Source organism: Pseudomonas stagnisoli (genome assembly GCF_048595745.1).
Taxonomy (GTDB): Bacteria; Pseudomonadota; Gammaproteobacteria; order Pseudomonadales; family Pseudomonadaceae; genus Aquipseudomonas; species Aquipseudomonas alcaligenes_A.
Window position 1 is genome coordinate 2,971,194 of record NZ_CP184361.1, and the last position, 12,254, is coordinate 2,983,447.

General features: G+C 66.2%; 12 protein-coding genes. 8 read left to right on the plus strand and 4 right to left on the minus strand.

What is annotated here, in order from left to right; translation table 11 throughout:
* Nucleotides 1-701: 701 nt before the first annotated feature.
* The 5 genes from cydP to ACOAPY_RS14365 are packed head-to-tail and all read left to right on the plus strand — an operon-like array spanning nucleotide 702 to nucleotide 4,038.
* Nucleotides 702-911 carry a cytochrome oxidase putative small subunit CydP gene (cydP, locus tag ACOAPY_RS14345; protein WP_279999324.1) on the plus strand — a complete coding sequence of 70 codons (210 nt, stop codon included), beginning with the start codon at nucleotides 702-704 and terminating at the stop codon, nucleotides 909-911.
* Complete coding sequence (locus ACOAPY_RS14350; protein WP_279999325.1) at nucleotides 908-2,473, plus strand: cytochrome ubiquinol oxidase subunit I; 1,566 nt, start codon at nucleotides 908-910, stop codon at nucleotides 2,471-2,473. Before cydP ends, ACOAPY_RS14350 begins: the two co-directional genes overlap by 4 nt.
* Nucleotides 2,474-2,483: 10 nt before the next feature.
* Entirely contained in the window at nucleotides 2,484-3,626 is a 1,143-nt protein-coding gene (gene cydB, locus ACOAPY_RS14355) for a cytochrome d ubiquinol oxidase subunit II (RefSeq protein WP_272793268.1), read from the plus strand.
* Nucleotides 3,627-3,638: 12 nt separating this feature from the next.
* Nucleotides 3,639-3,755: a cytochrome bd-I oxidase subunit CydX gene (gene cydX / locus ACOAPY_RS14360; protein ID WP_049269383.1), complete on the plus strand. Its 117-nt coding sequence runs from the start codon at nucleotides 3,639-3,641 to the stop codon at nucleotides 3,753-3,755.
* Nucleotides 3,745-4,038: a cyd operon YbgE family protein gene (locus tag ACOAPY_RS14365; protein WP_061904783.1), complete on the plus strand. Its 294-nt coding sequence runs from the start codon at nucleotides 3,745-3,747 to the stop codon at nucleotides 4,036-4,038. Before cydX ends, ACOAPY_RS14365 begins: the two co-directional genes overlap by 11 nt.
* A 46-nt stretch (nucleotides 4,039-4,084) precedes the next feature.
* Here the strand turns inward: ACOAPY_RS14365 and maiA are convergent, their stop codons facing one another.
* From maiA to hppD, 4 genes are all read right to left on the minus strand, one after another.
* A complete protein-coding gene (maiA, locus tag ACOAPY_RS14370) occupies nucleotides 4,085-4,738 on the minus strand; it encodes a maleylacetoacetate isomerase (RefSeq protein ID WP_465153724.1) in 654 nt (217 codons plus the stop codon).
* A 102-nt stretch (nucleotides 4,739-4,840) separates the two neighbouring features.
* Nucleotides 4,841-5,824, minus strand: a complete 984-nt coding sequence (locus ACOAPY_RS14375; protein WP_465153725.1) for a fumarylacetoacetate hydrolase family protein — start codon at nucleotides 5,822-5,824, stop codon at nucleotides 4,841-4,843.
* A 143-nt stretch (nucleotides 5,825-5,967) separates the two neighbouring features.
* Complete coding sequence (locus tag ACOAPY_RS14380) at nucleotides 5,968-7,107, minus strand: homogentisate 1,2-dioxygenase (protein WP_465153726.1); 1,140 nt, start codon at nucleotides 7,105-7,107, stop codon at nucleotides 5,968-5,970.
* Nucleotides 7,108-7,234: 127 nt separating this feature from the next.
* Complete coding sequence (hppD, locus tag ACOAPY_RS14385) at nucleotides 7,235-8,317, minus strand: 4-hydroxyphenylpyruvate dioxygenase (protein WP_465153727.1); 1,083 nt, start codon at nucleotides 8,315-8,317, stop codon at nucleotides 7,235-7,237.
* Between the two features lie 362 nt (nucleotides 8,318-8,679).
* Between hppD and ccoG the strand changes: the two genes are divergently transcribed.
* From ccoG to ACOAPY_RS14400, 3 genes are all read left to right on the plus strand, one after another.
* Nucleotides 8,680-10,095 (plus strand): cytochrome c oxidase accessory protein CcoG, encoded by a 1,416-nt coding sequence (ccoG, locus tag ACOAPY_RS14390; protein ID WP_465153728.1) that lies wholly within the window; start codon nucleotides 8,680-8,682, stop codon nucleotides 10,093-10,095.
* 62 nt (nucleotides 10,096-10,157) lie between these two features.
* Complete coding sequence (gene mapR, locus ACOAPY_RS14395; protein WP_465153729.1) at nucleotides 10,158-11,567, plus strand: GntR family transcriptional regulator MpaR; 1,410 nt, start codon at nucleotides 10,158-10,160, stop codon at nucleotides 11,565-11,567.
* A gap of 52 nt (nucleotides 11,568-11,619) precedes the next feature.
* Nucleotides 11,620-12,249 (plus strand): hypothetical protein, encoded by a 630-nt coding sequence (locus ACOAPY_RS14400; RefSeq protein WP_465153730.1) that lies wholly within the window; start codon nucleotides 11,620-11,622, stop codon nucleotides 12,247-12,249.
* Nucleotides 12,250-12,254: the final 5 nt, after the last annotated feature.

The following is a 12,254-nucleotide window of genomic DNA, read 5'->3' on the forward strand; positions in this document are numbered from 1 at the left end:
CAACACCTCCACTCGGCCTCCTGACGGGGACTCAGGCTCCGAGGTGCCTGGCGGTTTTTCTTGGCGCTGCGCGCATTGATCGTTCCCACGCTTTGCGTGGGAATGCAGCCGTTCACGCTTTGCTCCCATTGCTTGTTTTGTACTTCTGGCAGCGCTCTGACGCAGAGCGTTGTGGGAACCATCAGGACAAGAATGCGGAACTTTCAGGCAACTCCAATCGCCCCCTTCAGGAGGCCGAACGGAATCATTGCGGAAGGGGTTGAGCGGCATGGATGCCGCGAAAGACGCGATGGGCCAGGGATGGCCCTTCGTCGGTGGGCCGCATCCGGTCGTGCCCCTGGAGCAATGATAGAGTGAGGGAACCCCGCCGCAGGCGGGGCCGGATGTCGGGGGCAAGCGTTTTTGGTTACTTTTTCCGCGACTGGAAAAAGTAACCCGCCCAGCAGGGCGGAACCACTGCCTAAGCCAACACGCCAATAAGCCGGACCACGAACACCAAAACAGCAGCCCCAAGTCCCCAGAAACCAGAGCAACTGCGACACCCCACCACACCACCCCGCCCAACTAACCGCCATCACGTTGACATCAGTCAACACTCCCACATACCCCCATGGGTATCTTCACCCCCATCAGCAAAGAACCCGGCACCCCTGCCCGCCTCCCCGGCAGCAAGGCCACCCCGACTCACCAGGCGCTGCAAGATGAAAAACAGCCAATCCCCCTGGCGAATCCCGCTGGTCCGCGAGATCGGCGTGATTCTGCTGGTCAAGCTCGTGCTCCTGATGGGCATCAAGGCCATCTGGTTCGACCAACCGACCCTGCCTGAAAACGGCACCGAACGCCTGGACAGCCACCTGTTCACCCGTCCTGCCACACCGTCTTCCCCCCTTGCCGAGGAGACCCCGAGATGATCTCGGAAACCGTCGTCGACCTGTCGCGTCTGCAATTCGCCATGACCGCGATGTACCACTTCCTGTTCGTGCCCCTCACGCTGGGCCTGGCCTTCCTGCTTGCCATCATGGAGTCGGTCTACGTCATGACCGGCAAGCAGGTCTACAAGGACATGGTCAAGTTCTGGGGCAAGCTGTTCGGCATCAACTTCGCCCTCGGCGTCACCACCGGGCTGACCATGGAGTTCCAGTTCGGCACCAACTGGGCCTACTACAGCCACTATGTCGGCGACATCTTCGGCGCGCCGCTGGCCATCGAGGGGCTGATGGCGTTCTTCCTCGAATCGACCTTCATCGGCCTGTTCTTCTTCGGCTGGGAGCGCCTGTCCAAGGTCCAGCACCTGGTGGTGACCTGGCTGGTGGCCATCGGCTCGAACCTCTCGGCACTGTGGATCCTGATCGCCAACGGCTGGATGCAGAACCCGGTCGGTGCGGAGTTCAACTACGAAACCATGCGCATGGAGCTGACCGACTTCGGCGCCCTGCTGTTCAACCCGGTGGCGCAGGTCAAGTTCGTCCACACCGTGGCGGCCGGCTACGTGACCGGGGCGATCTTCGTCCTGGCGATTTCCAGCTACTACCTGCTGAAGAAGCGTGACTTGGGCTTCGCCCGCCGTTCTTTCGCCATCGCTTCGGCCTTCGGCCTGGCCTCGATCCTCTCGGTCATCGTGCTGGGCGACGAGTCCGGCTACGAGATCGGCGACGTGCAGAAGACCAAGCTGGCGGCCATCGAGGCCGAGTGGGAAACCCACCCCGCGCCGGCCGGCTTCACCCTGTTCGGCTTGCCCAACCAGGAGGAAATGCGCACCGACTACGCGGTGAAGATTCCCTACGCCCTGGGCCTGATCGCCACCCGTTCGCTGGATACCGAGGTCAAGGGCATCAAGCAGCTGGTGGCCGAGCATGAGCTGCGCATCCGCAACGGCATGCAGGCCTACGCCCTGCTGGAGCAGCTGCGTGGCGGGGACAAGAGCGCCGCGACCATCGCCGCGTTCGAGGCGGTCAAGCAGGACCTGGGCTACGGCCTGCTGCTGAAGAAGTACACCGCCAAGGTGGTGGACGCCAGCGACGCGCAGATCAAGCAGGCCGCGCTGGACACCATCCCCAACGTGTTCAGCCTGTTCTGGACCTTCCGCATCATGGTCGCCTGCGGCTTCCTGATGCTGGCCCTCTTCGCCTGCGCCTTCTGGGCCTCGGCGCGCAAGAACGAGGAACGCAAGCCCTGGCTGCTCAAGTGGGCGCTGCTCAGCCTACCGCTGCCGTGGATCGCCGCGCAGACCGGCTGGTACGTGGCTGAGCATGGCCGCCAGCCCTGGTCCATCGGTGAAGTGCTGCCTACCCATCTGTCCGCTTCCAGCCTGTCGGCCGGTGACGTGTGGGGTTCGCTGACCGCGCTGATCGCCTTCTACAGCCTGCTGCTGGTGGTGGAGATGTACCTGATGATCAAGTTCGCCCGCCTCGGCCCGTCCAGCCTGCACACCGGGCGTTACCACTTCGAACAACAGCAGCCGGCCGCCGCCTGAGGAGACAACCATGTTCGACTATGAAAGCCTCAAGCTGATCTGGTGGGTGCTGGTCGGCGTGCTGCTGATCGGCTTCGCCCTGACCGACGGCTTCGACCTTGGCGCCGCCGCGCTGATGCCCTTCGTCGGCCGTACCGACAACGAGCGGCGCGTGGTGATCAACACCATCGCCCCGCACTGGGATGGCAACCAGGTGTGGCTGATCACCGCCGGTGGCGCGCTGTTCGCCGCCTGGCCGCTGGTCTACGCCGCATCCTTCTCCGGTTTCTACTGGGCCATGCTGCTGGTGCTGTTCGCCCTGTTCGTGCGCCCGGTGGGCTTCGACTACCGTAGCAAGCTGGAAAACACCCGCTGGCGCCAGACCTGGGACTGGGGCCTGTTCGTCGGCGGCCTGGTGCCCTCGCTGGTATTCGGCGTGGCCTTCGGCAACCTGCTGCTGGGCGTGCCCTTCCAGTTCGACGCCGACCTGCGCGTGACCTACTACGGCAGCTTCTGGCAGTTGCTCAACCCCTTCGGCCTGCTGGCCGGGGTGGTCAGCCTGTCGATGCTGCTGCTGCACGGCGCCACCTGGCTGATGATGCGCACCGAGGCCGATGTCGCCCGCCGCAGCCGGCGTGCCGCGCAAGTGACCGCGCTGGTGTACCTGGTCGCCTTCATCGGCGCCGGTGCCTGGCTGTGGCTGGGCAATATCCAGGGCCAGGTGCTGCAGGGCGCGCTGGATACCGGCGCCGCGCTCAACCCGCTGGGCAAGCAGGTGGCCGCCGGCAACGCCGGCTGGATGGCCAACTACGCGCAGTATCCGCTGACCAAGCTGGCCCCGCTGCTGGGCATCCTCGGCGCGGTGCTGGCACTGGCCGCAGCCAGCGGGCGCAAGGGCGGCTTCGCCTTCCTCGGTTCCAGCCTGGCCATCGTCGGCACGCTATGCACCGCCGGTTTCGCCCTGTTCCCCTTCATCATGCCGTCCTCGCTCGACCCGGCCTCCAGCCTGACCGTGTGGGACGCCGTGTCCAGCCGCATGACCCTGGGCATCATGTTCGTGGTGGCCTGCATCTTCGTGCCGATCATCCTCGCCTACACCCTGTGGGGTTACGCGAAGATGTGGGGCACAGTGACCACCGCGCAGATCGACAGCAACCGCCACGGCCTGTACTGAGGAGAACGCATCATGTGGTATTTCACCTGGATTCTCGGTGTGCTGCTGGCCTGCAGCTTCGGCATCATCAATGCCCTGTGGCTGGAGACCACGCAGAACCTCGACGAGGAACCGGTCGGTGACGACTGAGGCCCGCCCCCTGCTGCAGCGCCCGTGGAGCCGGGCGCTGTCGCTGTTGCTGGCCAGCCCGCTGGCCTTGCTGCTGCTGATCCACCCCGCGGCATACCTGGATGATCAGGGCCGCTACAGCCACAGCCTGCTGATGCTGGTGATGCTCGGCATCAGCGGCGGCTTCGTCCACGGCGTCGGCTTCGACCCGATCAACCGCCTGTGGCGCCTGCTGTTCGGCCCGGCCTGCGCCTGGCCGCTGCTGGTGCTCGGCTATGTCGTGCTGGTGCAGGCGCAGGGCTGATGCTCCGCACCTCTCCCTAGCCCTCTCCCATCAACGGGAGAGGGGACTAGAGCACCGCGTCGGGCTGGGCCTCGGGGGCGGCGGCCTTGAAGGCATCGAGGGCCAGGCAGCGGTCTTCCATCGCCAGCAGGCGCGGGAAAGTCTCCAGCGCGCAGGCAAAACGCCGCGCGTTGTAAAGCTGCGGGATCACGCAGGCTTCCAGATAGCCCGGTCGGTTGCCCAGTGACAGGCCGTCGTCGAGCACCGCCAGCCCCTGCTCCACCGCCGCCAACCCCTTTTGCACCCAGTGCCGGTACCAGGCGTTCTTCGCCTCGTCCGAGGCGCCCAGCTCGGCGCTGAGGTAGTGCAGCACGCGCAGGTTGTTCAACGGATGGATGTCGCAGGCGATATGCAGCGCCAGGGCGCGCATCTGGGCGCGCTGGGCCGGGTCGGCCGGCAGCAGTGCCGGCACCGGGAAGACTTCATCGAGGTATTCGAGGATGGCCAGCGACTGGGCGATGCGCACCCCGCCATTGCCCTCGTCCACCAGCAGCGGCACCAGACCCTGCGGGTTCAGCGCCTGGTATTCGGCCGCATGCTGCTGACCGCCGTCCTTGACCAGGTGCACCGGCACCTGGCGGTAGGCCAGGCCCTTGAGATTGAGCGCGATGCGCACCCGATAGGCGGCGCTGGAGCGCCAGTAGGAATAGAGTTTCAACATGCCGAATGCCCTGTAGGGTGGAAAACCGCGAAACGTTTTCCACAGGGAGGCCATCCACCGGATATCCGCTCGCCCTGGTGGATGTGGAAAGCGACATCCACCCTACGAACCATAACGCTCCACCACCTGGTCGATGGCGCCGAAGATGCTTTGCCCTGCGGCATCGAACATCTCGATGCGCACCCGGTCGCCGAACTTGAGGAAGGGCGTCTTGGCCTCACCCAGCTCGACGATTTCCAGCATGCGCTTCTCGGCCAGGCAGCTGGAGCCGGCGCTGCGGTCGTAGTTGGACACGGTGCCGGAGCCGATGATGGTACCGGCGCCCAGCGGGCGGGTCTTGGCGGCGTGGGCCACCAGGGTCGGGAAGTTGAAGGTCATGTCCACGCCGGCGTTGGGCTGGCCGAACAGCGCGCCGTTGATGTGCGACACCAGCGGGCGGTGCACCTTGCCGTCCTTCCAGGCCTCGCCCAGCTCGTCCGGGGTCACGGCCACCGGCGAGAAGCTGGATGAGGGCTTGCTCTGGTAGAAGCCGAAACCCTTGGCCAGCTCGCCGGGGATCAGGTTGCGCAGCGACACGTCGTTGACCAGCAGCAGCAGGCGGATGTGTTCGCCCGCCTCGGCCGCGGTGGCGCCCATCGGCACGTCGTCGGTGATCACCGCCAGCTCGGCCTCCAGGTCGATGCCCCAGGCCTCATCAGCCAGGCGGATCGGCGCGTGCGGCGGGATAAAGCTGTCCGCCCCGCCCTGGTACATCAGCGGGTCGTGCCAGAAGGATTCGGGCATCTCGGCGCCACGTGCCTTGCGTACCAGCTCGACGTGGTTGACATAGGCGCTGCCGTCGGCCCAGTGGTAGGCACGCGGCAGCGGGCTGTGGCAGGCGGCCTGATCGAAGGCGAAGGCGCCCTGTTCCAGGCCGTCGTTGAGGCGCTGGTACACCGCTTCCAGTTGCGGGCGCTTGCTGGCCCAGTCGTCCAGCGCGGCCTGCAGGGTGGCGGCGATCTGCGGCACCTTGACGGCACGGGAGAGGTCGCGGGAGACGACGATCAGCATGCCGTCACGGCCTTGGTTGAGTGATGCGAGTTTCATGTTTACTACCTATTCGTCTGTTCGCACGCGGGCCTTTACTCCCCTCTCCCATTCATGGGAGAGGGGCCGGGGGAGAGGGTTAGCTGTCTGCCCCCTCTCCCTGGCCCTCTCCCCGAGGGGAGAGGGAATGGTCCGTGCAGTTCTCAGCCTGGTTTCCCCGGCGCACGCCAGGAGTTCACGTATTCCGGCACGTCCACCGCGGCGGCGGCCTCGGCCACCTCCAGCGCGCGACGGGTGTCGATCATCACCGCCACTTCCTCGGCGAAGGTGGCCGGGTCTTCCTGGGCCTTTTTCAGCGCCTTGGGATGTGGGCCGTGGGGGAAGCCGCAGGGGTGCAGCGTCACCATCCCAGCCTCGATGTTGTCGCGGCTGAAGAAGTTGCCACGGTGGTAGAACAGCACCTCGTCGTAGTCGTCGTTGTTGTGGAAGAACGGCACCTTGAGCGCGCCGGGATCACTCTCGACCGGGCGCGGGGTGAAGGTGCAGACCACGAAGCCGTTGGCGACGAAGGTGGTGTGCGCCGACGGCGGCAGGTGGTAGCGGTGGCTCATCAGCGGGCGGATGTCGCGCCAGTTCAGGCGCACCACCGTGTTGTCGCCGTGCCAGCCCACCGCATCCAGCGGGTTGAACGGATAGGTGACGGTGCTGATCTGGTTGCGCCGCTTGATTTTGATCTGCCAGGTGCGCTCGTCCTGCTGGGCCTTGAAGGCGGCGTCGATGCGCGGGTGGTCGAGCACCGCCGGGTCGAAGATCGCCTGCGGGCCGAGCAGGCCCCTGTCCGGCAGCTGGTAGGCGCCGTCGGTGTTTTCGATCAGCAGGAAGTGGCTGGGTGCCGTTGGCTCGATGCGCCAGGCGGTGCCACGCGGGATCACCAGGTAGTCGCCGTCACGGTACTCCAGGTGGCCAAAGTCGCAGTAGAAGTGCCCGGCGCCGTCATGCACGAACAGTAACTCGTCGCCATCGGCGTTGCGTACCAGGTGCTGCATGGCGCCAACGGTCTTCCACACGCGCAGTTTCACATCGGCGTTGTGCAAGGTCAGCGGTGCCTGCAGCGGGCAGTCGCGCTCGCTGGCGATCCGGTTGAAGTTGAAGGCGTGCGGGCGCAGCGGCCCTTCCCAGTCGACCCAGCCGGTGGGCGGGTGCTTGTGGTGCAGCTGGGTCACCGGGCCGAAAAAGCCCTCGCGGCCCATCTCCCGCTCGTAGGTGCCCTCGGGAAAATCACAGTGGGCCTGGCGCGAGTGCTCGCCCTCGCGCAGGGGGAAGTTGATCCATTGGCGGCTCATGCACATCTCCTCGTCATGGCACACAGAGTCGTAGGGTGGAAAACCGCGAAGCGTTTTCCACGGGGTGGCCATCCACCGGCTATTGGCGTTCCTTGGTGGATGTACAAAGCGACATCCACCCTACGGATCACTGCTCGGAGATCACGCCACGGCGCAGCTGATCTTCCTCGATGGATTCGAACAGCGCCTTGAAGTTGCCCTCGCCGAAGCCCTGGTTGCCCTTGCGCTGGATGATCTCGAAGAAGATCGGGCCGATCACCGTGTTGGTGAAAATCTGCAGCAGGATGCCGTCATCACCCGGCGCGCCATCGATCAGGATGTTCAACTCGCGCAGTTGGTCGAGCGGCTCGCCGTGGCCGGCCACGCGGCTGTCGACCTTTGCATAATAGGTGTCCGGGGTGGTCATGAAGTCCACGCCGTTGGCGCGCAGGCGGCGCACCGTCTCGTAGATATCGTCGGTGCTCATGGCGATGTGCTGGATGCCCTCGCCGTGGTACTCGCGGATGAATTCCTCGATCTGCGACTTGTCGTCGGCCGACTCGTTGATCGGGATGCGGATCTTGCCGCAGGGCGCGGTCATGGCGCGGGAGAACAGGCCGGTGAGCTTGCCCTCGATGTCGAAGTAGCGGATCTCGCGGAAGTTGGCGATGCGCTCGTAGAAGCCGGACCAGACGTCCATCTGCCCGCGTTTGACGTTGTGGGTCAGGTGGTCGATCTGCTGCAGGCCGACGGCGTGGTCGCCCGGCTTGCGGCCCTCGATGTATTCGAAGTCGACGTCGTAGATGGTCTTGTCGCCGTAGCGGTCGACCAGATACAGCAAGGATCCGCCGATACCCTCGACGCAGGGGATATTCAGCTCGCCGAAGTTGGCGTGGCTGCCGACCAGGGTGGCGCCCTGCTGCTCGACGTAGGCGGCGGCCTGGGCCGCGTTCTTCACCCGGAAGGCCATGGCGCAGGCGCTCGGCCCGTGCTTCTCGCCGAAGGCGCGGACGTGGCCGGTGGGGCTGCCGTTGAGGACGAAGTTGATGTCGTTCTGCTGGAACAGCCAGACCTGCTTGGAGCGGTGCTTGGCTGTCTCGGTGAAGCCCATGGCGCCGAACAGCTGGCGCAGTTGCTCGATGCCTTCCGGCGTCGGCGCGGTGAATTCGACGAACTCGAAACCGTCGGTTCCGATGGGGTTGTGCTGATCGATCTTGGCCACGGCGTTCATCCGGCCTCCCTGAATTGTTGTTGTGGGGCAGTCGTCCGCCAGTCGGCGGCGCGTTTGGACTGTTGTCATCACAACCCTTGGCCGGCACGCGGACAAGCGGCGGCGGATGCCGCCGCGGCCGCACGTCCCTGGTCTTACGGCAAGTTTTCCTTACAGCGCCAGGCGCGCTCCCCCAACCCCGGCATTCGCGTAACGATTTCTTGCCAAGGTGGTTCAGGCAGCTGCCAGCGGCCTGCGACACGGCGCCGCAGTGCATCTACGCGCCATCTGATACGGTTTTTCCCGGGCAAGCTGAGTCTGTTACGCATACCGCCCGACCGGCAGAGTGCGCGCAGCCTGATTAGCAGCCCGAGAGGCCCACCATGAGCGAGCGCATACCGGCGCAGATCATCGACACCATCGACCCGCGCCAACCGGTCCGCCTGACCCCGGCGCAGGCCGGCGGCCCGATTCACCCCCGCAGCTTCAGCGGCCTGTACCGCAACCTGCGCCTGTATGGCGCGGGGCTGCTGATGCTGATCTTCTTCGGCACCGCCTGGCTCGACTGGGACGGCCGCCAGGCGGTGCTGTGGAACCTGGCCGAGCACCGCTACTACATCTTCGGCGCCACCTTCTGGCCGCAGGACTTCATCCTGCTTTCGGCGCTGCTGATCATCTGCGCCTTCGGCCTGTTCACCATCACCGTGTTCGCCGGCCGCGTCTGGTGCGGCTACAGCTGCCCGCAGAGCGTATGGACCTGGGTGTTCATGTGGGTGGAAAAGCTCACCGAAGGCGAGCGCCACCAGCGCATCAAGCTCGACGCCGCGCCCTGGGGTCCGGCCAAACTGCTGCGCCGCAGCGCCAAGCACCTGCTGTGGCTGGCACTGAGCCTGCTTACGGCGCTGACCTTCGTCGGCTACTTCACGCCGATCCGCCCGCTGGCGCTGGAGCTGTTCACCTGGCAGATCGACGGCGCCACGTTGTTCTGGGTGCTGTTCTTCACCAGCGCCACCTACCTCAACGCCGGCTGGCTGCGCGAGAAGGTCTGCGTGTACATGTGCCCCTACGCGCGCTTCCAGGGGGTGATGTTCGACAAGGACACCCTGCTGGTCGCCTATGACGCCGCCCGGGGCGAGAGACGCGGGCCGCGCCGGAAGGACACCGACCACAAGGCCGAGGGCCTCGGTGATTGCATCGACTGCACCATGTGCGTACAGGTCTGCCCCACCGGCATCGACATCCGCGACGGCCTGCAGGTGGAATGCATCGGCTGCGCCGCCTGCATCGACGCCTGCGACAGCATCATGGACAAGCTGGGCTATGCCCGCGGCCTGATTCGCTATGGCTCCGAGCATGAGATGCAGGGCGGCCGCCGCCACCTGCTGCGGCCGCGCCTGCTGGGTTACGCGGCGGCCCTGCTGCTGATGATTGGCGCCTTCGCCTGGGCCCTGCAGGCGCGCTCGCTGGTGTCGCTGGATGTGGCCAAGGACCGCGGCATGTTCCGCGAGAACGCCGCCGGGCAGATCGAGAACGTCTACCGCCTCAAGCTGATCAACAAGACCCAGCAGCCGCAGCGTTACCACCTGGGCCTGGTGCCCGGCCAGCCGTTCCGCCTGAACGGGCCGAACGACCTCAGCCTGGCCGCCGGCGAAATCCTAGAGGTGCCGGTCAGCGTGGTGCTGGAGCGCGAGCCACTGGGCCGTAGCCCCGCGCCGGTGTTCTTCGAGGTGGTCAACCTGCGCGACGGCAGCGAGCGCCTGGAGGCCGGCAGCACCTTTATCGCCCCCAGCGGGCGCTGATGGCCGGCCAGCCGCCCCAGCCCTTAGACTGTGCCCCGGAATGGACCGCAGTCAGGGGCGAGATGAAACGCTACGAACAGTTGGCCGAACAGATCGCCGAGCTGATCCGCAGCGGCGTGCTCGCCCCCGGCGAGCGCGTGCCCTCGGTGCGCCAGGCGCGGCGCAGCTACGGCGTCAGCCCCTCGACCATCTTCCAAGCCTACTACCTGCTGGAAGATCGCGGCCTGATCCAGGCCCGTGCGCGCTCCGGCTACTTCGTCCGCGAACTGGCGCGCCAGCCGCTGGCCGAGCCCGGCAGCAGCGCACCAACGGCCACCAGCACCGAGGTGGATGTCAGCGAGCTGGTGTTCTCCGTGCTCGGCTCGCTCAAGGACCCGGCCACCGTGCCGTTCGGCTCGGCCTTCCCCAGCCCCGAGCTGTTCCCCCTGCCGCGCTTGGCGCGCTCGATGGCCCACGCCCTGCGCGACATGCCCGGCCATGCGGTGATCGCCGACATGACCGCCGGCAATCCCGACCTGCGCCGGCAGATCGGCCTGCGCTATCGGGTTGCCGGCGTAAGCCTGGCGCTGGAGGAACTGGTGATCACCAACGGCGCCATGGAGGCGCTCAACCTGTGCCTGCAGACGGTGACCCAGCCGGGCGACCTGGTGGCCATCGAGTCGCCGGCCTTCTACGCCACCCTGCAGGTGCTGGAACGGCTCAAGCTCAAGGCGGTGGAGATCCCCGTGCACCCGCGCGAAGGCATCGACCTCGGCGTGCTGGCCGAGCGCCTGGCCAACCTGCCGATCAAGGCTTGCTGGTTCATGAGCAGCCTGCAGAACCCCATGGGCGCCACGCTCGGCGAAGCGCAGAAGGCCGAACTGTACGCCCTGCTCAGGCGCCACCAGGTGCCGCTGATCGAGGACGACGTGTACGCCGAGCTGCACTACGGCGCCCAGCCGCCGAGGCCGCTGAAGAGCTTCGACGACGCCGGCCTGGTGATGCACTGCGGCTCCTTCTCCAAGAGCCTGGCGCCGGGCTACCGGGTCGGCTGGGTAGCCGGCGGGCGCTATGCCGAGCAGATCGCGCGGCTCAAGCTGATGACCACCCTCTCGCCCTCGGTGCCGGCCCAGGCGGCTATTGCCGACTACCTGCAGCACGGCGGCTATGACCGCCACCTGCGCAAGCTGCGCATCGCCCTGGAGACCCAGCAGGCGGCCATGCTCGCCTCCGCCGCGCGGCATTTCCCGGCCGAGACCCGTGTCACGCGCCCCAGCGGCGGCTACTTCCTGTGGTTCGAATTCCCCGAGCGGGTCGACTCGCTGCAGCTGTTCCAGCTGGCCCTGGCCCAGGGCATCAGCCTGGCACCGGGGCCGATCTTCTCCGCCACCCGCAGCTTCCGCCATTGCGCGCGGCTGAACCACGGCCACCCCTGGGATGCCCAGAGCGAGCAGGCGATGGCGGTACTCGGACGCATCCTCGCCTCGTTCTAGACGCTATGCTGCACATAGCAATGCCGCGCCCCATACAACAAGGACAGGCAGCATGAGTGACGACAACGCACCCGCAGAAGGCAACAGCGCCCCCAGGGATGAGGGCGACCCGCCAGCACCGGAGCTGGGCAAGGCCGCCAAGGTCAATCGCTTGCTGCTCTATGGCCTGGCAGGCACCTTGGTGCTCAACCTGATCGCCTGGATCCTGGTCTTCGTGCTGGGCGGCTCCTCCGAACCAGACGAGGAAACCCTCGCCGCCCTGGCCAGCAAGGCCAGCGTCGAAGCGCTGCAGAAAGAGGTCGCCGCTCTGCAGTTGCAGATCGCGCCACTGCAACAGCAGATCAAGGACCAGCAGCGGCTCATCGGCCTGCTCTCGCAGCAGAGCCAGAAGCCAGTCCAGCAGCCCGCCGCCGAGGGCGGTGGCGACAGTACGGCGATGGCCGAACTGCAGGAGCGCAACAAGGAAAACGTGCGCATGCTGGCCCGCACGCTGATCGGCCAGGAACGCAACTACCAGCAGAGTCTGGTGGCGCTCAAGGAGGGCATGCGCGAGCTGGCCGGCATGACGGCAGGCTCGCGCAGTTGGCTGGAGTTCTACGAGGAAGCCCTGGATAAACCGATGTCCGACAGCCAGGCGCGGGTCAAGGCGCTGGAGAAGTGGTCGGCGCAGCAGAGCAAGTGACGCGG

What these genes read in the sequence shown, in the direction of transcription:
- cydP (WP_279999324.1), top strand. Translation starts at nt 702, where the DNA reads ATGAAAAACAGCCAATCCCCCTGGCGAATCCCGCTGGTCCGCGAGATC.
- ACOAPY_RS14350 (WP_279999325.1), top strand. Translation starts at nt 908, where the DNA reads ATGATCTCGGAAACCGTCGTCGACCTGTCGCGTCTGCAATTCGCCATG.
- cydB (WP_272793268.1), top strand. Translation starts at nt 2,484, where the DNA reads ATGTTCGACTATGAAAGCCTCAAGCTGATCTGGTGGGTGCTGGTCGGC.
- cydX (WP_049269383.1), top strand. Translation starts at nt 3,639, where the DNA reads ATGTGGTATTTCACCTGGATTCTCGGTGTGCTGCTGGCCTGCAGCTTC.
- maiA (WP_465153724.1), bottom strand. Translation starts at nt 4,738, where the DNA reads ATGTTGAAACTCTATTCCTACTGGCGCTCCAGCGCCGCCTATCGGGTG.
- ACOAPY_RS14375 (WP_465153725.1), bottom strand. Translation starts at nt 5,824, where the DNA reads ATGAAACTCGCATCACTCAACCAAGGCCGTGACGGCATGCTGATCGTC.
- ACOAPY_RS14380 (WP_465153726.1), bottom strand. Translation starts at nt 7,107, where the DNA reads ATGAGCCGCCAATGGATCAACTTCCCCCTGCGCGAGGGCGAGCACTCG.
- hppD (WP_465153727.1), bottom strand. Translation starts at nt 8,317, where the DNA reads ATGAACGCCGTGGCCAAGATCGATCAGCACAACCCCATCGGAACCGAC.
- ccoG (WP_465153728.1), top strand. Translation starts at nt 8,680, where the DNA reads ATGAGCGAGCGCATACCGGCGCAGATCATCGACACCATCGACCCGCGC.
- mapR (WP_465153729.1), top strand. Translation starts at nt 10,158, where the DNA reads ATGAAACGCTACGAACAGTTGGCCGAACAGATCGCCGAGCTGATCCGC.
- ACOAPY_RS14400 (WP_465153730.1), top strand. Translation starts at nt 11,620, where the DNA reads ATGAGTGACGACAACGCACCCGCAGAAGGCAACAGCGCCCCCAGGGAT.